Origin of the sequence: Thermoleptolyngbya oregonensis NK1-22 (genome assembly GCF_032705245.1) — a bacterium.
In the GTDB taxonomy this organism is placed as follows: domain Bacteria; phylum Cyanobacteriota; class Cyanobacteriia; order Elainellales; family Elainellaceae; genus Thermoleptolyngbya; species Thermoleptolyngbya sichuanensis.
On the sequence record NZ_CP053540.1, the window covers coordinates 777,280 to 796,251 of the forward strand.

Consider the following 18,972-nt stretch of genomic DNA (forward strand, 5'->3'; position numbering starts at 1 on the left):
TGTTTTATACACATGCACACCCTATTATTTGGAGATTCATACAATGGGACTCTTTGAAAAGATCAAGAAGGTCGCACCCACAGTGGGTACAGCCGCCGCAGCAGGGGCAGCAGCAGCGGGTGGAGTTTATGCAGGTCAAGCATTTGCGAAAGATCAAACCTCTGAGAATGAAGCACCTGATCAAAAATCAAGTCAAACACCGTCATCTAAAAATGTTGATGGTTCAGTTTCGTCTAGCACTAATTCTGTCAACCCTGAAGTTCACCCATCTTCCACTGGATCAACTCCTTTGAGTGTGGATCAATCAGCATTCCAAACGCAAATTCATGACTCTCCAGAATCTATCTACAATCCTGAAACAGGTACAACTACGTACCACTATGCCAATGGTAATGTATTGACAGAATATGCCGATGGTAGCCGCGCCTTTTATGATGCTTCAACAGGTGAGACAACTGGCTATGATGCCTCAACAAGCATGACAATTATCCAGGAAAATGATGGAGACATCAGGTTTAACAATTCAGATAGTAGCCGAGTGACTTTTGAAACGGATGGAGATGTTATTGCTGAAACACCGAATGGGGCAACCGTATCTTCGACTTATGATCCTGTCACGGGAAATACTATTGTCCAAAATTATGATGGCTTAGGTAATACCGGCGTTTTCAATTCTGATGGGGAAATGATTTCAACTACCTATATCGGTGAATCACCTGCTGATGCTGCTTTTGTTGGAACTTCAGCAACCGCTGATGCTACGACTGGATCAAATACAAGCTCAACGGAAGATGGGCTGTTTGCAAGCATTAAGGAGATCAATGACAATATTCCCGATGAAATGAAAGCAGCAGGCTTAGGTATTCCTGATCAACCTGTGCAAGAGTTCCGCACCTATCAAGAGGGAAGTCTAGAAGATGGTCGGGTGCGCTATGGCTATGAAGGTCGTGTCGGTTGGGAAGCCAGTCACAGCACTCATCACACTGGTAGAGATGAAGTTGCTCCTGGAATAGGCTTGAATTCTAATGCTACCTATGACGCTGAGAGTTTGATTGGTGCATCCAGTAGAGGAGAGGCTGGAGCAGAATGGAACTCTGAGGAAGCTAACCTATATGTTCAGGGACGAACGATGGTTGGTGCAGAAGCGAATGTTGATGCAGCCTATAAAGGCACGTTAGATGTTGATGGCATTAATCATCAACCAGGAGCCGAAGTACAAGGACATGCAAACGCCTTCGCAGGAGCCGAAGCGGAAGGCAGTGGTGATCTCAATGTTTCATCAGATGGTGCCCGTGGTTCTCTTGGCGGAGAAGCTTTTGCAGGGGCTAAAGCTGAACTAGGTGGGAGTGGAGCAGCATCAATTGATGGGAATGAGTTTGCTCGTGGTGAAGGCGGTGTAGACGCACGAGCAGGAATTGGCGTGGATGCAAATATTGATATGGGCTATCAAGATGGTCAAATCCAGTACGGAATCGATATGGGTGCAGCCATTGGTGTGGGTGCTGGTTATCAGTACAGTGGTTCAGTTGATGCTCCTGGTATCGTCACCCATCCCGATGCGGTTTGGGAGAGTGCTGTGGAGGAGGTTAGCAGTTACGTTCCTGAGATACCCAGATATAGTACAGACCCTAGCACTTACATGGCTCAAGCTGAGCAGTATGTCGTACAACATGTTCAAGAATATGTACCTATACCTGAAGAAGTAAGCCAGGTTGCTGAGGTTGTCAGTGATCCTGGTAGCGTGATAGAAGATATTGGAAGCAGTTTTGGCTTCTAATTTTCGTGCTTGATTTGTGCCATCAGGTAAACAAAAATAGTCGCTAAGCGGCGCGGCACAACAAATCGTTGCAGCGGCGGAATGAGTATGGTCGGTGGTGATACCAAAGTTATCTGCCGCCGCTGAACTCAATCGTTATACGGCAATCCCCGCAACCTCGTACTTCATTACGCTGGATAGCGCTTCACCCTCTCGAAGAGACGTAATTGTTTTGAGTGATGAACTATTTCCCGAGACTCACCTGACATAATTTCTTTATATAAAAGCCTAATGTCATCTTCATCTGCATTTTCTTCCATAAAGCGAAAGGAAGATGCTGCAAGATATTGAAGTTCTCTCTCAAAAGCCAACCAATACCTATTTTCCTGTTCAGCCACAAAGCCAGTTGTGTTAGAGCCTGCAAAAATATCAACGACTAGATCTCCAGGCTCGGTCAGAAAACGAATAAAAAATTCTGGAAACTTGCTAGGAAATCGTGCGGGATGAGCCTTTAAACCTAAAGCCTTACAACCTCTGAGGTACTGACCATTTGACTCAGAATTAGGAATTTGTAGAAGGTTAGAAGGAATTGCGCCTCCATTGTCCTTTCCAAAACCTTTACCAATATCATGTCCAGATGGACGTTTTTTAGGATCGTAAAATTTCTCTGGATCTTCGAGAAGCTTTTTCATCCTAGGACTATATTCTGTTAAAACTTTGGTTACATCAGATTTGGGAAATTCAGACTTACTGAACCACCATACTGTGTTCACAGAATCCTTCGCTCTTATTTTTTTCTTATTGACCCACTCGATAGGGCTAGGCAATTTTGACGGATTAAACCAGTAGAAGTCTTCTGCCAGGAAAAAACCAATTTCATCACAAAAGTGAATTGGAATTCTGAAGTTATATAGGCTTCTGACAGGTTTCCCTTTTTCATAAGCTCCACCCAAATCCAAGACAAAACTGCCGTCATCTTTAAGCTTCTGATAGACAATCGCAGCAAAATTGGCAAGCCACTCAACATATTCAGTTTGGTCTTTGTTGCCGTATTCTTTTTTTCTCTGAAGCGCAAACGGAGGACTAGTCAAGACTAAATTAATACTGTTGTTTGGTATCTTGCTGAGCAGTTCTAGGGAGTCACCACAAAAGGATGCACCCATATCAGTCGAATAGACTGGTGCATTCCCAAAAGGCTCAAGATCTATAGGAAATTTTACTTGCTGCAAGATAACTCGCCCTCAATCGCTACTTATAGTCTGTAGACCTATCGTCATCATTATCCCAATTATGGAGATTATGTCAATCTCCAAGCCTGTGTCATCTGATGCTAGAAGACTTTTTGCAAAAAGGCTACGACAGATTCGTCAGGTAAAGGGTCTGTCGCAAGAGGCACTTGCTGACTTGGCAGGTCTGCATCGTACCTATGTAGGCTCTGTTGAACGCAGTGAGCGCAATGTATCGATTGATAACATGGAGCGTCTCGCTAAAGCCTTGGAGGTTGACATTGCTGAACTTCTAAGGGACGAATCAGAATGATGCCTCATCCAGATAAAGCGATTCTCGATGAGCTGTTCCCGTATATCCAGAGGTATCAAGAGCTTGCGACCAAGCACGGTATCAACGATATTTTTCAGGATAACGGTGGTAAGATTCTTCAGGTTTTGCTAGTGACTGGATTAGTAATTTTGCCTGGTCGAGAAGGCAATGATGCTGTAGATGAATTTGGTAACGAGTATGAGCTAAAGTCGGTCAATATAGCCTTAACTAAGAGTTTTTCAACGCATCATCACATCAATCCCAGAATTATTGAAAAATATAGACAAGTAGATTGGATATTTGCTGTCTATAGAGGAATTAACCTCATTGCCATATACAAGCTGACTCCAGATGATCTTGAGTATTTTTACAGCCAGTGGGAAATAACATGGCATAGCAGAGGTGGAAGAGATATTAACAATCCTAAGATTCCGCTCAAGTATGTGATGGCGCATGGCTCTCTTTTGTACTCAGCCGAAAGTTAAACCGTCTAACAATTCAAATGCAGCGGACGGGTAAAAGCCGCTGGTGCTAAGTTCGAGGTCACTTGCCGCCGCTGATTTGAGCCGTTAGCCCTCAGCGCTCTGGTTCAGTCAGCTTATCGGTGAGGAGGCGATTCGCCCCCCAATTGCAAAGGCTTGGTTCTTCGAGATCTGGGTCAAGCCGCACACTCCCAGCCGCTTTCGGGTCAGCCGCAGAGGTTGGGTAGCGACAGACTTGGGTCAGTGTGCAACGTCCCAAAAGGGATCAGGGGGGCGATCGCCCAAAGATGTCGGTGTTGGGAAATGAGGGCGATCGCCGAAAGGTACGGGTGCAAGGAGATGAAGGGCGATCGCCCAAAGGTGTCGGTGCTGCCGGATAAGGGGCGATCGCCCAGAAGTGTCGGTGTTGGGAAATGAGGGCGATCGCCGAAAGGTACGGGTGCAAGGAGATGAAGGGCGATCGCCCAAAGGTGTCGGTGCTGCCGGATAAGGGGCGATTGCCCAGAAGTGTCGGTGTTGGGAAATGAGGGCGATCGCCGAAAGGTACGGGTGCAAGGAGATGAAGGGCGATCGCCCAAAGGTGTCGGTGCTGCCGGATAAGGGGCGATCGCCTAAAGGTGCGGGTGTTGGGAGATGAAGGGCGATCGCTCAGTTTGTTTGCAACATCATTCATCAAGCAGCAAAGCGTCACGCAGCAGGTGGGTTGAGACCGTTATCTGGGATTGTTCGCGGCGACGAAACGCACTCAGAGTACAGTGGGTAAGGGCAGTTAGGTTTGGGATAGTTTGGGAGTAGCAGAGTAAGGGTCAGCCAAACCAGCCAGTGCATGCTCCCGCTGACAACGCTGTTGCAGTGGATCGACCGTTCTTGCTCGTAGAGCGACAAAGCCAGTCTGCAACTGCTGACCTTTGCCGTTATATGGCTTCAGTGGGGATGGCGATGCTTCTTACTCCAACTGTTCAAGGGCATCGCGGACATCCACTAGGTGATTGTTGAACACTTCAAGTGCCGCATCGAGAACTTTAAACAAAGCGGGATCACGTACAGAGTAGAACACATAGTTCCCTTGCTTGCGGCTGGTGACTAAATTGCGACTCCGCAGCACAGCTAACTGCTGAGAAACAGCCGAAGCTTCAATTTCAAGCCATTCTGCTATGTAGCCGACGCTTTGTTCTCCCAGTCGTAGCGCATCTAAAATTTGAATTCGCACAGGGTTTGCTGGTTGACTGACAAAACTAATGGGCGACATAGCAGTACGTGTGTATTTTGAACTCGATTCGATAGGCACGCTGCTCATGCTGTTTGCGAGAGACCATCGCAGGTTCAGGATTGCGGTTATGGGTAAAACGAACCTGACGAATGAGTTGCCAACCATTTTCTAAAGCTGCTTTTACCCAATCCCAACCAATCCGAAAGTAGCTGTTGCCGCGAAACCAATGGGGGTCAACCCACCGACGTTGACCCGTTGCGACAACCTCAACACCTTGGGCAGTCACATAGAGGGTAGCGACCGCCAAGAGAAACCAGAGGCGGGATAGGGCGCAGACAGAGCGAATCTCGGACTTTTGGAGATTCCATCCATTGGATTGGTCATCGAGAAACGCCTCTTCTATATCAAAGCGGAGACCATATTCCTCGAAGGTGTGCAGGTTGGTGGGTTCATCGCTGACGATAGCCCAAAACTCGCCATTGACGTTGTTGTAGCCAAAGGCGATATGCACCGGACCATACCACTCCCCTTTGTGGAGCTTCACGGTGTGCCAACAGCGGGCTTCCCCACGCTGAAGGTGAATGTCCTTCAATTGACACCATCCATGACCTGCCCGCCAAATCCAGCTATCCCGCTTGATGCGGATGCGGTAGTGCCACCCGAGTTGAGTCGTGATAGCGGTCATGGCATCGGTGTGAATGAAGCCCCGGTCGGCCAACACGACCCCCTTCACCCCCTGAGGCAATCGATGGGCGGCTTGGTGGAGCATTTCCCGATACGCATCGAAGGTGACAGACGCACTGCGGTGCTTCAGGACTCGCCACACCACAGGCAACGCTCGACCTCGATGCACCACTGCCAGACGGATCAAGCAATACTCATCCCAGAACAGCGAGGTGTCCAAACTCAGGTACAGGCACGCTTCAGCCCAATCCGCTAACGCTGCCTGAATCAACGGCTTGTACAGCCGATGGACGTTCAGACGACTGTTGTGCAGCCAACGACTGAGCCGTCGTTGTTTGCTTTGCGCCTGCACGCCTCGACAGGGGACATAGGGCAGCCACCGCGTCAGGTTGACTTCTCCACGCTGGAGTAAGGCAATGACCATCCACAGGCAGGTCGTCAGATGCCCACGATGCGCCCAGGGTAACGATTGACCCAGCCAAGTGTTCAAGGCATTGTAGAGAGGGGAGTTCACAACATCTATGCTTTTGAGTGGTATCTAAGCTTAGAACGCTGGCTCCCCTCTCTCTCCTTAGATCTCTGAAACTACCGCACCGCAAGCTGTCTAGCAGCTTCTAGACAACTTTTGTCAGTCAACCAAGGTCTTTCCTTCGGTGTTGACCACTAATTGCTCAATGAACGCATCGGTGTGTTTGCCCACGCAGGCGGCGAGTATCAAGCCACTGGCGCGAGCCAAGCTCAAGCCAATCCAACAGTCTCCCCGGTTGCATTCCTCACTGGTGCAATGCTTCTGTTTTTTGCGACAAATGACCACATCTCGTCGGCACAGACTTCCTCGGTCTCGACGGATTGGACTTCCTGGTTATGCACCAGTTGTGCTTTTTGACTGGCAGCCCGCACAAGGCTCACCACGGTGTTGTAGGCAAGTCCACTGGTACGACTGATGCCACGCAGGCTACTGCCCTTACTATGCGCTTGCAGCACTTGGCGAATCTGCTCAGGACTGACGTGGCGACGATAATAAAGGGTATCAAACGACTCACAAAAGGTTTGGTGGCAAGCAGGGCAGAGGTAGCGTTGACGACCATTTGGCAGCTTGCCATGCTTATGAGCTTTGCTATGACTGCATAGAGGGCATTCCATCGCTTTCCTTCCGCTTAAGGTTTTGCTCTACTCTACCAATCCCACGCTAGACTGACGCACGACCTTGCAACGTCATACCCGAGCACGTCACCTGCTTTGGCGTGGGCGAGTAGATGCAGCCATTGCAGTATTTGAGGATTGTTCTCTAGAGCAGGCGAAGTGTTTTCAAAACTATCTCCGGGAGCATCGTCATCGCATTGTCAATTATGAGTATTTTCAAGCAGAAGGCATTTGTGCGATTGGTTCTGGAGATGTGGAGTCTTGGGTCAAACAGATTGACCGTCGGATTCAGTTATCGGGAGCCAGTTGGAATCCAGAGCATGCACCACAAGTTCTAGCGCATCGCTGTGCTTATCTCAATGCACATCTCGATCCTCAACACCTTTTTCTCTCAAGAAGGTGACACGCTCCCCAGATGAACAGATGAACAAATTAAGCTACGCCTGTTACATGCCTTTGATGAAAAATTTAAGAAGTTCAAAAAATATCAAGAAAAGACTTTGGTCTGTGATACTGAGCTTTGTATTATCGCCATTAATGCTGCTCAAGTTCCCTCTGCAAGACTGGACGACGATGATGTGCCAAGAATTGTTAGCTCACTTCTCCCTTTTGGTAGTCCAGTAATTACTATAAGTAGAGACACTTTAGAAGTTATTGATTCTGGTTATGCTTATCAAGGTCATGTTGCTAAAACTTCAGGAACTCAGATACCAACAACTTCTTTCTTAAATTCTGAGTATACTGATATTAGTGTAGTCATTTATTCAAATGTTGACGTTCTCAATTTCCCAGAGAATTTGGGACGTGGGCTGCTTTTGTTTCATAATCCTTTAGCTAGAAATCCTTTGCCACTTGGCTTTTTGCAGTGTGGGTTGAGTATTGGGTCGATGATGAAGAACTGAAAAATAAAAATTGGAGTACACCCTAAATGAGTAAACATGGCGCGGCAGCTAACAATCCGCCTGCACCCGACCGTTTGGAGTCTTTTCGTTGAGTCCGAGAGATTACTAGCGGCGGGTGAGGCGGAACGTTGGGCTGCTTAATATCTTGGTGGGGACGGTACAACAATATTATTTGTGAGTATCAAAGGCTAATCTACTTTGAGGTTATCTGTTTGGCATTGCTTTGAGGGTGTTGGCAAGGTGATCGCACGAACAGCAATTACGGCATAAAATTAAGGCATGATCTCATTCATACAGATATGCTAAAAACGCTTTGGGCTACGGTTCGGCAAGGGAAAATTGAGCTACTGGAATCAGCAGAACTCCCAGAAGGGGTAAGAGTGCTGGTAACAGTTTTACCGGATGATGAGGCTGAATTTTGGCTACAGGCAAGCCAAACATCCCTTGATGCCGTTTGGGACAATGCTGAGGATGATGTGTATGCCCAGTTACTCCAAGCATGATGTGATTCTGGTGCGCTATCCCTTCTCAGACTTATCGAGTTCAAAGGTAAGACCTGCTGTTGTAGTTAGCACATCACATCCGTCTCAAGACATTCTCATTACTCCTTTAACAAGTAAAACAGGTTCACTAATGGCAGGTGAGTTTGTGTTGTCTGAGTGGGCAGCAGCAGGATTGAACGTAGTAACCGCAGTCAAAAGAGGTGTGTATACAGTACATGAAGGTTTGGTGCTCAAAGTGATTGGTCAGTTAACTAAAGTTGATGCTGATCAGCTTGAGCAATCCTTGCGAGATTGGTTAGGTTTGTAGGCTGATTTAGCAGCCACAGCCCAACAATTTGGGTGCAGCGGATTGACTGAAACCGCTTGGGTGATTGCAAAGGTATCGGCAACCGCTGACCCAAACCGTTAGGTTGCTTTGCGTTATCTGGAGGAACAACGGTTTGAAAGCTTCCTGTGAAAAATGGAAGTTTTATAGTTGATTTAGTTAAGGGCTTAGGGCAATGACTGCTGAATGGGACGGTATCACTAAATCAGAGGCGCTTCAGGACGATGAGGTTGTGATTCGCCATGCACTTGCAGATGCCGCAAAACAAAATAACTGGAAGAAAACCCTTGAAATTCTTAATGGGCATCCAGATTTGATCAATGTGACTCGTCCTGATGGGCGATCGCTATACACTCCTCTCCATCAATCTGCACATGGAAATGCGCCAGGAGAAGTAGTACAGAAAATGTTAGGCATGGGAGCATGGCGGACGTTACGAAATGCTGATGATGAAAGAGCAGTGGATATTGCAAAGAGAAAGGGATATCAGAGCTTGGTTCATTTACTAGAGCCAGTCTACAAAACACATATTTCTCATACAATACTTCAAAAAATTCAAACTAACTTCCACGAAATTATTCTCAGTAGAGCAGGTGATTTGGTTCAAAAATCTAGGCTGAGGCTCCCAGAGTTAGAACCGTTGCTAGAACTAGAACAACCTCGAATGTGGTTTCCAGTTCCTGGCATGTATGGTGGGTTTAGTTATTGGATTGATGGTGAGGGGAAAAATGCAAAGTTGATTTCTGAGAGTTGGTGTCGTGTTGTTGGTGGATCAGGGCAGCGTCATGAGATTACTAGCAAGGAGGGAAAATTAGTTGATGAAGGTTTTGTTTAAACCTACGGGTGTAGCCGCAACCTAACATAGTCCCTGAGGGAGACGGAGTCAACAGATAGCGTTGAAGAAGCAGAAAGTCTAATTGAAGTCCAGACTCTAAACGCAGCAGACCATAAGCCAGCCGCAAGCTGACTCCATTGAATTCATGACTGGATTTCTAAAAGCGTTCCGTTTATTGAACTTTTACGTGTCTTTTGGCGTAACTTAAACCGTAGAATTACAACACTCATCCGCTGCACTAGCCGTCATTTCAACGGGACTTTGAGCTAGCAGCACCGCCAGCGGCCACTTTTTGCGGTAGAGTGCTGCCAGATAGCGGTCTTGCTAGCAGCGCCAAAGAATACGTCCCCACTGATACGCCAGAGCGCGAATCGCTTTGGGATGACTTTTGCCGGATCGCCGCTGCTGTTGATAGAGGGCATTCTTTCCCCTTCGCCCCTTTTTAGAAGGCAAAACCCGCCCGCTCCGGCAAGGGAGCGATAAGATCAAGATGTCGAAATGTTAAGCATCTGGATTCTGTGGGGGCAGTTGCCATGTATCTCACCTGGCTAGACAATAACTCTTGGCTGATCGACTTGGACGAGGTGCGGATTTTGCTCGATCCGTGGCTGGTGGGGCCGCTGACGGTGGGCAACCAGGAGTGGCTATTGAAGGTGACGCATCGCACGCCGCCCGCCATCCCCGATGGGGTAGATCTGATTCTGCTGTCGCAGGGGCTAGAGGATCATGCCCATGTGGAGACACTGAAGGCGCTGGACAAGGCGATTCCAGTGGTGTGTTCGCCGAATGCGGTCAGCCTTGTGACGGGGCTGGGCTATGGCTCGGTGACGGCGCTGGCGCACGGCGAAACGTATACCCACGAAACGTATACCCACAAGGGCGTTTCGATTCAAGCGTTTCCGGGGTCACCCATTGGCCCGTTTTTGACGGAAAACGCCTATGTGCTGACGGGGCAAACCGAGGGGACGCGGCTCTATTACGAGCCACACGGCTTTCATGCGTCCGCGCTGGCAAACCTCGCGCCAGTGGATGTGGCGATCGCCCCGCTGATGACGGTGAAACTGCCGCTGGTGGGCGCGATTATCCAAGGTCAGGAGAGCGCAGTGGATTTGGCGCGATCGCTCCAACTGCGATACCTGCTGCCGACGGGGGCGGGCCAGGCGGTGGACTATGCTGGGCTGCTGCCGTCGCTGCTGAAGGGGGAGGGTGGTCCAACAGAGTGTCGAGCGCTGCTGGCGCAGGCGGGCTTGGCGACGGAAGTGCTGGAACCCAAACCGGGCGATCGCCTTCTGATTTCCCCAGCCTCCTCTCCGGAAACTCCCTCCGTGGCGGCGTAGGATTGCCGTTCGCGCTGTTCTCAAGAGACAGAGTTTTTTGACCCCTGCTACCTCCTCAATGGCTTCAGAAACACTGTATAATGATTGCTTGTGCCAATTAATGACTTGAGAAAACCGCTATGAGCCGCACTTGTGAACTCACGGGCAAGAAGGCCAACAATGGCTACGCCGTTTCCCACTCGCACCGCCGCACGAAAAAGCTGCAACAGGTGAACCTGCAAGAAAAGCGAGTCTGGTGGCCGCAGGGCAAGCGGTTTGTGACGCTGCGCCTGTCTACCAAGGCGATCAAGACCCTCGAAAAGAAGGGGATTGACGCAATGGCAAAGGCTGCGGGCATTGACCTGAACAAGATGTAATGAAGCTGATGAGCATGAAACTGTAAGGATGAAGCGGTCAGTTTGAAACGCTGGGCGACCTTCCTGGCAGTTTTAGAGCCTCACTCCCCTTCGGGACTTTAGGGTTTCAATCAAAGTTTCAAAGTTAAACCCAGGCGTGAGACACTGCTCTTGCGCCTGGGTTTGTGTTGTCAGGGCGATCGCACGACACCTTGTTGGGCGATTGGCTGCTGGGCAATTAGCTTGCTGGGCAATTCAGCGCAGCGCGGCCGCAATGCAGCGCCCCGCAAGGCTTCGAGCCGTTACTTCAGCTTTTGCTTGATAAACGTAAGCAACTGGGCCATCTGCTTCTTGAGCGTGTCGATTTCGGCCTGCATTTTGTCAATCTTCTGGTTCAGCGCGGCTACCTCTGCGCTGCTGGAGGCAGTGCTTGCTGGGGCTGCCGCAGCCGCGCCCACGCCCACGGGCTGGGGCCATTTCTTGAACTTGGCCATGGCGGATTTGATCGCTTCGACCAGATCCTTTTGCTCAAAGGGCTTTTCGATGAACTCGAAATACTCGAACGGCTCCGGAAGTTTTTCCGTCACCTCTTCGCGGCGGCCCGACATCAACACCAGTGGCGCACGCAATTCGGGTTTTGCCTGAATTTCCTGAAACACTTCCCAGCCGCTCATGCGGGGCAGCAGGAAGTCTAGCATGATCAGGTTGGGATGCTCTTGGTGAATCAGGTTGATGCCCTCCACCCCATCTTTGGCTTCCAACACCTCAAAATTTCCCTTGGGCAGCATGTCGCGCACCATGTTGCGGATGACTCGGCTGTCGTCGATAACCAGGATTTTGTGACTTGCCACGGTGGACTCCTGCGGTAGTGACTGGAAGGTAGTAGCGAGCGGGAAAAGCAGCGAATCTAGAATTCTAAATAAAGCGGGGAGCAGGCGGGAGACTAGGAAGAGCAGCGTATTAAAAACGCGCTTGCTTCAGAATAACGGATGCAACTTTTTGGGACTGACTTTTTGATACTAATACTCAATACTATTCAATGGTAATACGACTCAGTTTAGCGGTTCATGCTTGAGATCGCGCGATCGCCCGTCAAGATTCGCCCGAAACCGTCATCCTCCCTGCGCGTTGCCCCGAAACTGGGTTTCCTCAACTCAACTCGCGTTTGCGGCGAGTTTTTCTAGAAACCCCTCTAGAATCGAGGGAAGGGCGATCGCCCCCTCTCCTTCGTTATTGTGCCCCCATGAGCCAACCTGTAGAACAGTTGCCTCCAGAATTTACGCAGGAATTTTCTCTGCCACAACCCGAACGGGCGACCCCTGCGGCCACCCCTCGACCCAGCCTGCCCGATTGGTTGCGGCGACCGATTGGCAACGCCCGCGACCTGTCCACGGTTCAGCAAATCATTAAAAAGCGGCAGATCCACACGATTTGCGAAGAGGGGCGCTGTCCTAACCGGGGCGAGTGCTATAGCCAGAAGACCGCGACGTTTTTGCTGATGGGGCCGACCTGCACGCGCAGTTGCGCCTTTTGCCAGGTGGATAAGGGGCACGCCCCAATGCCGCTCGATCCCGAAGAGCCGCAAAAAGTGGCGGAAGCGGTGCAGCTTTTGGGCTTGCGCTATGTGGTGCTGACTTCGGTGGCGCGGGACGACCTGCCCGACGGCGGCGCAGGCGGGTTTGCCGAGACGATGGCGGCGATTCGGCTGCGAAACCCCGATACCCAGATCGAAGTGCTGACTCCAGATTTTTGGGGTGGCCCTGGGGGCGAAGCCGCCCAGATCGAGCGCATCCAGACCGTGGTGAATGCCCAACCCGCCTGCTACAACCACAATGTGGAAACGGTGCGGCGGCTGCAAGGGCCCGTGCGGCGAGGCGCAAAGTATGAGCGATCGCTCTTTGTGTTGCAGCAGGTCAAGGTCTTGAACCCCCAAATTCCCACCAAGTCGGGGCTGATGCTGGGGCATGGCGAAACCGAGGCAGAGGTGCTGGAAACCCTGCGGGATCTACGCGCTGTGGGCTGCGATCGCCTCACGCTGGGTCAATACATGCAGCCGTCGCTCGACCATCTGCCCGTGCAGCGGTATTGGACTCCCGAAGCGTTTGAGCGGCTAGGGGCGATCGCCCGCGAGATGGGCTTCAGCCATGTACGGTCGGGCCCACTGGTGCGGAGTTCGTACCACGCAGGCGAAGAGGCATAGCGGCTGATGCAAACGCAAAGCGGCGATCGGCTAGCTCTCTTCAAGCTGCGATCGCAGGCGGGCCAGGTCATCGGCTTCGGGCAGTGGTCTGGCGGACTCACCGGACGCTAGCTCATGGGCGGGCTTCCCGATTAGTTCTGCCTTCATCGCGGCCAGTTCGCTGTCGATGTCGCCGCCGCTTTCGATCTGGGCGAAGCGTTCTTCGAGCTTGTCGGCATTCAGTTCGGCAATCGCCTCCGACCGTGCTTCCAGATCCAGCACCTTTTGCTCCATTCGCTCGAAGGCAGCCAGTGCCCCCTCAGGGTTATACTTGCCAATCATTTCGTTCAGCCGCTCAGAAGCCTTGGCAGAACGGGCGCGGGCGATGTAGAGATCTTTCTTCGTCTTTGCCTCCGCCAGCTTGCTTTCCAGCATGATCATGTTTTTCTTCATCTGGGCGACGATGCCGGCCTGCTGCTCGATTTGCCCCTTCAGCGCATCGGCGGTGTCTTGATAGGTCTTGCGGCGGGTGAGTGCTTCCCGTGCCAAGACTTCTTCGCCCTTTTGCAGCGCCAGTTGCGCCCGCTGATACCACTCGCGGGACTGGGCCTCTGCCTGGGCCTGCTGCCGCTCGGTGCGCTTTTGGGTGGCGATCGCCTGGGCCACCGCCTGCCTCAGCCGGATCAGGTCTTCCTGCATATCGATGACGGTCTGTTCCAGAATCTTCTCTGGATCTTCGGCCTGGCTGATCAGGCTGTTTAGGTTGGCTCGAATCACGCGCCAGATTCGGTCAAGCAGTCCCATGATGACTCCGGATGACGAGGTAAAAAACTGATGCACGGCGAGTTGTCTTACATCGTAACGTAGTCGGCGTTTGGGGGGCAGGCAAGCAAGCTATAGAAAATTGCTCTGGCAGCCTCTTCACAAAGACGTTAGGACTTACGCAGTTGGACAATTTCTCGCGGGCGCGACCCGCGAGAAATTGTCCAAAATTCAAAGAGATGATCGCAAGTGCGTAAGTCCTGGACGTAAAATCTTGAAATTCCCAGAGTCCTCGATTTTGCCCTCTCTTTTTGGCGTTCGACTTTGCAGATTCTCCACCTGTTTACCAAAACCGCGTCTGGCAAACCGCCCACGCCGTGCGATCGCCTCTGGTTGCGGCGGGGGCTGGGCATTGACGGCGATGCCCATGCGCGGGCGGGCAGTCCCCGACAGGTGTTGCTGGCCAGCGCTCCGGTGCTGATGGAACACGGGCTGCGTCCGGGCGACTTGCGAGAAAACATCCTGTTGGACGGCGTGGTGGAAGCACTGGTATCGGGTCAGGTGTTGCAGCTTGGCGAGGTGGCGCAGGTGCGGATCATGGGCGACTGCGAACCCTGCGCCTATCTGAACACGCTCCAGCCGGGACTGGCGAAGCGGATCAACGGACGGCGGGGAATGCTGGCGATGGTGATTCGGGATGGGGCGGTGCGGGTGGGCGATCGCGCCGTTGTGTTGCCGCAGACCTTTCCCGCCGTGCCCAACGACACACGGGGCAAACTGCACGAGTTTGTAGCGCGGATTCCGCCGGGGCGCGTGGTGCGGACGACGGAATTGCTGGTGGCGCTGGGGCTAACGGCCAGCCACTATCGCGCCATTCCCGTGATGCTGAAAAAGGCAGATGCAGGGCTGCCCGTGCATCGCGTCGTGGGCGCGGGCGGACGGCTGCTGACTCAGCATTTGCCCGACCAAGCGGAACGGCTGGCAGCCGAGCAGGTGGAAATCGAACAGGGCGAAGTGCGGGCGGAATTCTGCTGGGAGCCGCAGCAGTTTCACGCGCTGGAGGTTTGATGGGGCCGGATGGGGCTGCAAATTCGCGCTGGTAGGGAAATCCGAACTCGCGCAACCGAAACCCCGGCCGACTAAAATTAGAAGGCGATCGCAGGATTGATGACCTGCTCGAAGGATTGCACCGAAATTCATCCTTCCGCTGCCTCCATTCCATTAACCTTTCCCCTCTCTTCCAAGACCTATGACAACGATTCTGGAACAGGGCAATATTTCCATTCATACCGAGAATATTTTCCCGATTATCAAGAAGTGGCTCTATTCCGACCACGAAATCTTCTTGCGGGAGCTGATATCCAACGCCGTAGACGCGATCCAAAAGCTGCGAATGGTGTCGCACTCCGGCGAATATTCCGGCGATTTGGGCGATCCACTGATTGAAATCAAAATCGACAAGGACGCAAAAACGCTGTCGGTGTCCGACAACGGCATCGGCATGACCGCCGACGAAGTGAAAAAGTACATCAATCAGGTGGCGTTTTCTAGCGCCGAAGAGTTTGTCGAAAAGTACAAAGCCAGCGGCGATCAGCAGATTATTGGTCACTTTGGGTTGGGCTTTTATTCGTCCTTTATGGTGGCGAAGCATGTCCGCATCGATACGCTGTCCTACAAAGATGGCGCTCAGCCCGTCCGGTGGGATTGTGACGGGTCTACGGAGTTTCAGTTGTCCGAGTCCGATCGCACGACGCGGGGCACCACAGTTACGCTGACGTTGCAAGACGAAGAAGAGGAATACCTGGAAACCGCCCGCATTCAGCAGTTGGTGCGGAAGTATTGCGACTTTATGCCCGTGCCGATCTACCTGGACGGCGAGCAAATCAACCGCCAAAAAGCACCCTGGAAAGAGTCGCCCAGTTCGCTGACCAAGGATGACTACCTGGAGTTTTATCGCTATCTCTACCCGTTCCAGGAAGACCCGCTGCTTTGGGTGCATTTGAATACCGATTATCCCTTTGTCGTAAACGGCATTCTCTACTTTCCCAAGCTGCGCCCCGATGTGGACGTGACTAAGGGGCAAATCAAGCTGTTCTGCAATCAGGTCTTTGTCAGCGACAACTGCGAAGAGGTGATTCCCCGATTCCTAATGCCGCTGCGGGGCGTGATTGATAGCTCCGACATTCCGCTGAACGTGTCGCGCAGCTTCTTGCAGAACGATCGCACGGTGCGCCGCATTGCAGACTACATTGCGAAAAAGGTGGGCGATCGCCTCAAGGAACTCTACCGCGACGACCGCGAAGCCTACATCCGCAGTTGGCAAGACCTGGGCACCTTTGTCAAATTCGGCTCGATGAACGACGACAAGTTCAAAAAGCAGGTCGAAGATATCCTGATTTTCCGCACAACCTATCAGGAGCCACCCGCCGAAAAACCTGCTGTAGAAGTGCAGACCGCCGAGGGCGATGTGTGGGAGTCGGGTGCTGCCGCTCCGTCTAATACGGTCGATGGCAAAACCTACACCACGCTCAAGGACTACCTTGAACGCAACAAGGAACGTCATCCTAACCGTGTCTTTTACTGCAACGATGAGGCAAACCAAGCGACCTATGTGGAACTGCACAAGAGCCAGGGGCTAGAGGTGCTGTTCCTGGATTCCTTCATCGATTCGCACTTCGTCAGCTTCTTGGAGCGAGAATACCCCGAAGTGCGCTTCTCGCGGGTCGATTCCGAACTCGACGATACGCTGATTGATAAGGACCAGGCAAACGATATCGTTGACCCGACCACCAACAAGACCCGCAGCGAACAGATTAAAGAACTGTTTGAAAAGGCGCTGAACAAGCCCAAGCTGACGATTCGCACCGAGGCGCTCAAGTCCGACAATGCCGAAGCCGCGCCGCCCGCGATGGTGCTGCTGCCCGAAAGCCTGCGCCGCCTCCAGGAAATGACCGCGCTGCTGCAACAGCAGGAAATGGCGTTCCCAGAGGAACACATTCTGCTGGTCAACACAGCCCATCCGCTGGTGCAAAACCTGCTGTCCCGCAGCCAGGGCACGATTCTCCAGCCCGATGGTTCGGCCGCCTCAGACGATCTCTCGACGCTGCTCTGCCAGCACATCTACGACCTAGCGCTGATGAGCCAGAAGGGGTTTGATGCCGAGGGCATGAAGGCCTTCGTAGAGCGGTCAAATCAGGTGCTAACCCGCCTGACTCGTTAGGCATTGGGTGCTGGAATGGCATCTGCACAAGCAAAAAAGGGGGAGCTTCTAGAAAAAGTCAAGAAGAGTCCCCCTTTTCGTTGCGAGTTAAAAATCTGTGCGAGAGATACCGAGTCTAGAGGGTTCCAAACCCCTTCTTTTTCTTGTCCTTTTTCTTTTTCTTAGAGGGCGGCCCGCCGGGATAGCCGCGCCAGCCGGGAGGTGGGGCGTTGCGCGGGCCGCCCATCGCAGGAGCGCCCCCACCAAAGAGGCCGCCACCGCCCATCCCTGGCAGTCCCATCCCCGGCATCTGTCCCTGGCCCATTTGCTGCATGAGCGATCGCATCTTTTGGAAGTCGCTGACCAACTTGCTCACGTCGTCTAGTCCATAGCCTGCACCCTTGGCGATGCGGCGGCGGCGGCTGGGGGAACTAGAGAGCAAATCCGGGTTTTTGCGCTCCTCGCGGGTCATAGAGTTGATCATTGCCTCTGCCCGCTTGAGCTGCACCTCGCCCTGCTCTAGCTGTTCGCTCGAAATCTTGTTCAGGCCGGGGATCATTTTCATGATGCCGCCCAGCGACCCCATTGCTTTCAGCAAGCGAGTCTGCTTCAAAAAGTCGTCAAAGTCAAACTGGGCATTGAGGATTTTCTCTTGCAGCTTTTCGGCTTCGGCGATATCGACTTCTTCCTGGGCTTTTTCAACCAGCGTCAGCACGTCGCCCATACCCAAAATGCGGGATGCCATCCGATCGGGATAGAACGGCTGGAGCGCCTCCACCTTTTCGCCTACGCCCACAAACTTGATCGGCTGCCCCGAGATCTGCCGTACCGACAGCGCCGCGCCGCCCCGCGTGTCGCCATCTAGCTTGGTCAAAATTGCGCCCGTAATGCCGATGCGGTCGTGAAACGTGCGGGTGAGGCTTGCTGCCTCTTGCCCTGTCATCGCGTCCACCACCAGCAGCACTTCGTGGGGCTGCACGGTGTCTTTGATCTGTGCTAGCTCGTCCATCATGTCCTCATCGATTTGCAGGCGACCTGCCGTGTCGATGATGACTGTGTTGATGCCGTCTTCTCTAGCTTTGGCAACGCCCTGTCGAGCAATTTCTACCGGGTTGGCATCCGTGCCTAGCTCAAACACGGGCACGTTGATCTGCTTACCCAGCGTAATGAGCTGGTCGATCGCAGCGGGACGATACACGTCCGTCGCCACCAGCAGCGTGCTGCGATTCTGCTTGCGGAGATGCAGCGCCAGCTTTGCTGTAGCCGTCGTTTTACCCGTACCCTGAAGACCCGCCATCAGCACGATGGTCGGCGCAGGCTCCGCCTCGGCGAGGGGAACGTTGGTTTCTCCCATGACCTCTACAAGCTGGTCATGGACGATTTTGATGAACTGCTGGTCGGGACGAACGCCAGAAATAACCTCAGCCCCCAGCGCCTTTTCCTGCACCTCCGCGACGAAATCTTTCACCACCTGGAGGTTTACGTCTGCCTCCAGCAGGGCCCGCCGCACTTCGCGCAAGGCCTCTTGGATATTAGCTTCGGAGATTTTGTCTTGACCGCGAAGTTTTTTCCAGGCTCCTTCAAGGCGATCGGCTAGGGCTTCAAACATAGTGAATCGTATGAATCGTAAGTGAAATCAGGGGTGAATTGGAGGTGGATTTGTGACTGGCGATGTGAAGTCTTTTGGATCTCTATCCTAGCGTTATTGGGCGTGTACACAAAAAGCGGGATACCGAAAGCGGAATAGAGCAAGCGGGACGCTCCATCCCAGAACGTCCCGC

The 18,972-nt window shown here is 52.3% G+C and carries 19 protein-coding genes and 2 pseudogenes; 13 read left to right on the top strand and 8 right to left on the bottom strand.

From position 1 onward, the window contains the following. Positions 1-28 precede the first annotated feature (28 nt). Positions 29-1,777 (top strand): hypothetical protein, encoded by a 1,749-nt coding sequence (locus tag HNI00_RS03315; RefSeq protein WP_316790666.1) that lies wholly within the window; start codon positions 29-31, stop codon positions 1,775-1,777. 167 nt (positions 1,778-1,944) lie between these two features. Here HNI00_RS03315 and HNI00_RS03320 read toward each other — a convergent pair whose 3' ends face one another. Next, complete coding sequence (locus tag HNI00_RS03320; RefSeq protein ID WP_420156291.1) at positions 1,945-2,919, bottom strand: DNA-methyltransferase; 975 nt, start codon at positions 2,917-2,919, stop codon at positions 1,945-1,947. Positions 2,920-3,055: 136 nt separating this feature from the next. Here HNI00_RS03320 and HNI00_RS03325 point away from each other — a divergent pair, with 136 nt between their 5' ends. Further along, a complete protein-coding gene (locus HNI00_RS03325) occupies positions 3,056-3,295 on the top strand; it encodes a helix-turn-helix domain-containing protein (protein ID WP_316790669.1) in 240 nt (79 codons plus the stop codon). Continuing rightward, positions 3,292-3,780, top strand: a complete 489-nt coding sequence (locus tag HNI00_RS03330) for a PDDEXK family nuclease (protein WP_316790671.1) — start codon at positions 3,292-3,294, stop codon at positions 3,778-3,780. Before HNI00_RS03325 ends, HNI00_RS03330 begins: the two co-directional genes overlap by 4 nt. A 262-nt stretch (positions 3,781-4,042) precedes the next feature. On the opposite strand, the gene HNI00_RS03335 is transcribed toward HNI00_RS03330, so the two are convergent. The 4 genes and pseudogenes from HNI00_RS03335 to HNI00_RS03350 form a co-directional block, all read right to left on the bottom strand. Continuing rightward, the gene (locus tag HNI00_RS03335; RefSeq protein ID WP_316790672.1) at positions 4,043-4,450 is read right to left on the bottom strand and encodes a hypothetical protein; all 408 of its coding nucleotides are present in this window, start codon (positions 4,448-4,450) and stop codon (positions 4,043-4,045) included. A gap of 273 nt (positions 4,451-4,723) precedes the next feature. Next, positions 4,724-5,026, bottom strand: a complete 303-nt coding sequence (locus tag HNI00_RS03340; RefSeq protein WP_316790674.1) for an ArsR/SmtB family transcription factor — start codon at positions 5,024-5,026, stop codon at positions 4,724-4,726. Beyond that, the gene (locus HNI00_RS03345; RefSeq protein WP_316790676.1) at positions 5,013-6,095 is read right to left on the bottom strand and encodes a transposase; all 1,083 of its coding nucleotides are present in this window, start codon (positions 6,093-6,095) and stop codon (positions 5,013-5,015) included. The genes HNI00_RS03340 and HNI00_RS03345 overlap by 14 nt, the downstream gene beginning before the upstream one ends. Before the next feature lie 216 nt (positions 6,096-6,311). After that, positions 6,312-6,814: pseudogene (locus HNI00_RS03350) on the bottom strand (IS1/IS1595 family N-terminal zinc-binding domain-containing protein); the annotation flags it as partial. Positions 6,815-6,881: 67 nt separating this feature from the next. Between HNI00_RS03350 and HNI00_RS03355 the strand changes: the two are divergent. The 7 genes and pseudogenes from HNI00_RS03355 to rpmB all read left to right on the top strand — a co-directional run. After that, a pseudogene (locus HNI00_RS03355) lies at positions 6,882-7,217 on the top strand (ISKra4 family transposase); the annotation flags it as partial. A 97-nt stretch (positions 7,218-7,314) separates the two neighbouring features. Further along, positions 7,315-7,716, top strand: a complete 402-nt coding sequence (locus HNI00_RS03360) for a hypothetical protein (RefSeq protein ID WP_316790678.1) — start codon at positions 7,315-7,317, stop codon at positions 7,714-7,716. A gap of 299 nt (positions 7,717-8,015) precedes the next feature. Further along, positions 8,016-8,219, top strand: a complete 204-nt coding sequence (locus HNI00_RS22035; RefSeq protein WP_106174877.1) for a hypothetical protein — start codon at positions 8,016-8,018, stop codon at positions 8,217-8,219. Further along, a complete protein-coding gene (locus HNI00_RS03365) occupies positions 8,197-8,526 on the top strand; it encodes a type II toxin-antitoxin system PemK/MazF family toxin (protein ID WP_316790679.1) in 330 nt (109 codons plus the stop codon). The genes HNI00_RS22035 and HNI00_RS03365 overlap by 23 nt, the downstream gene beginning before the upstream one ends. A gap of 193 nt (positions 8,527-8,719) precedes the next feature. Then, on the top strand, positions 8,720-9,379 hold the full coding sequence (locus HNI00_RS03370; protein ID WP_316790681.1) for an ankyrin repeat domain-containing protein: 660 nt from the start codon (positions 8,720-8,722) through the stop codon (positions 9,377-9,379). Positions 9,380-9,912: 533 nt separating this feature from the next. Next, a complete protein-coding gene (locus tag HNI00_RS03375) occupies positions 9,913-10,716 on the top strand; it encodes an MBL fold metallo-hydrolase (protein WP_316790682.1) in 804 nt (267 codons plus the stop codon). Positions 10,717-10,835: 119 nt separating this feature from the next. After that, the gene (gene rpmB, locus HNI00_RS03380) at positions 10,836-11,072 is read left to right on the top strand and encodes a 50S ribosomal protein L28 (protein WP_068508289.1); all 237 of its coding nucleotides are present in this window, start codon (positions 10,836-10,838) and stop codon (positions 11,070-11,072) included. 281 nt (positions 11,073-11,353) lie between these two features. Here rpmB and HNI00_RS03385 read toward each other — a convergent pair whose 3' ends face one another. Beyond that, a complete protein-coding gene (locus HNI00_RS03385) occupies positions 11,354-11,902 on the bottom strand; it encodes a response regulator (protein WP_172353793.1) in 549 nt (182 codons plus the stop codon). A gap of 392 nt (positions 11,903-12,294) precedes the next feature. Between HNI00_RS03385 and lipA the strand changes: the two genes are divergently transcribed. Continuing rightward, complete coding sequence (gene lipA / locus HNI00_RS03390; protein WP_316790684.1) at positions 12,295-13,251, top strand: lipoyl synthase; 957 nt, start codon at positions 12,295-12,297, stop codon at positions 13,249-13,251. Positions 13,252-13,281: 30 nt separating this feature from the next. Here the strand turns inward: lipA and HNI00_RS03395 are convergent, their stop codons facing one another. Beyond that, positions 13,282-14,034, bottom strand: coding sequence for a PspA/IM30 family protein (locus HNI00_RS03395; RefSeq protein WP_316790685.1), 753 nt, complete (start codon positions 14,032-14,034; stop codon positions 13,282-13,284). Between the two features lie 282 nt (positions 14,035-14,316). On the opposite strand from HNI00_RS03395, the gene HNI00_RS03400 reads away from it, so the two are divergent. Together HNI00_RS03400 and htpG are read left to right on the top strand one after the other, a co-directional pair. After that, complete coding sequence (locus HNI00_RS03400; protein ID WP_316790687.1) at positions 14,317-15,060, top strand: MOSC domain-containing protein; 744 nt, start codon at positions 14,317-14,319, stop codon at positions 15,058-15,060. A gap of 181 nt (positions 15,061-15,241) precedes the next feature. Beyond that, complete coding sequence (htpG, locus tag HNI00_RS03405; protein WP_316790689.1) at positions 15,242-17,212, top strand: molecular chaperone HtpG; 1,971 nt, start codon at positions 15,242-15,244, stop codon at positions 17,210-17,212. A gap of 115 nt (positions 17,213-17,327) precedes the next feature. Here the strand turns inward: htpG and ffh are convergent, their stop codons facing one another. Beyond that, complete coding sequence (ffh, locus tag HNI00_RS03410) at positions 17,328-18,800, bottom strand: signal recognition particle protein (protein WP_316790690.1); 1,473 nt, start codon at positions 18,798-18,800, stop codon at positions 17,328-17,330. Positions 18,801-18,972 lie beyond the last annotated feature (172 nt).

Bases quoted from the DNA above. Each gene is read 5' to 3' on its own strand.
- HNI00_RS03320 (WP_420156291.1), bottom strand. From the start codon at position 2,919: ATGGGTGCATCCTTTTGTGGTGACTCCCTAGAACTGCTCAGCAAGATA.
- HNI00_RS03325 (WP_316790669.1), top strand. From the start codon at position 3,056: ATGTCAATCTCCAAGCCTGTGTCATCTGATGCTAGAAGACTTTTTGCA.
- HNI00_RS03330 (WP_316790671.1), top strand. From the start codon at position 3,292: ATGATGCCTCATCCAGATAAAGCGATTCTCGATGAGCTGTTCCCGTAT.
- HNI00_RS03335 (WP_316790672.1), bottom strand. From the start codon at position 4,450: ATGAATGATGTTGCAAACAAACTGAGCGATCGCCCTTCATCTCCCAAC.
- HNI00_RS03340 (WP_316790674.1), bottom strand. From the start codon at position 5,026: ATGTCGCCCATTAGTTTTGTCAGTCAACCAGCAAACCCTGTGCGAATT.
- HNI00_RS03345 (WP_316790676.1), bottom strand. From the start codon at position 6,095: ATGGTCATTGCCTTACTCCAGCGTGGAGAAGTCAACCTGACGCGGTGG.
- HNI00_RS22035 (WP_106174877.1), top strand. From the start codon at position 8,016: ATGCTAAAAACGCTTTGGGCTACGGTTCGGCAAGGGAAAATTGAGCTA.
- HNI00_RS03365 (WP_316790679.1), top strand. From the start codon at position 8,197: ATGCCCAGTTACTCCAAGCATGATGTGATTCTGGTGCGCTATCCCTTC.
- HNI00_RS03370 (WP_316790681.1), top strand. From the start codon at position 8,720: ATGACTGCTGAATGGGACGGTATCACTAAATCAGAGGCGCTTCAGGAC.
- HNI00_RS03375 (WP_316790682.1), top strand. From the start codon at position 9,913: ATGTATCTCACCTGGCTAGACAATAACTCTTGGCTGATCGACTTGGAC.
- rpmB (WP_068508289.1), top strand. From the start codon at position 10,836: ATGAGCCGCACTTGTGAACTCACGGGCAAGAAGGCCAACAATGGCTAC.
- lipA (WP_316790684.1), top strand. From the start codon at position 12,295: ATGAGCCAACCTGTAGAACAGTTGCCTCCAGAATTTACGCAGGAATTT.
- HNI00_RS03395 (WP_316790685.1), bottom strand. From the start codon at position 14,034: ATGGGACTGCTTGACCGAATCTGGCGCGTGATTCGAGCCAACCTAAAC.
- htpG (WP_316790689.1), top strand. From the start codon at position 15,242: ATGACAACGATTCTGGAACAGGGCAATATTTCCATTCATACCGAGAAT.
- ffh (WP_316790690.1), bottom strand. From the start codon at position 18,800: ATGTTTGAAGCCCTAGCCGATCGCCTTGAAGGAGCCTGGAAAAAACTT.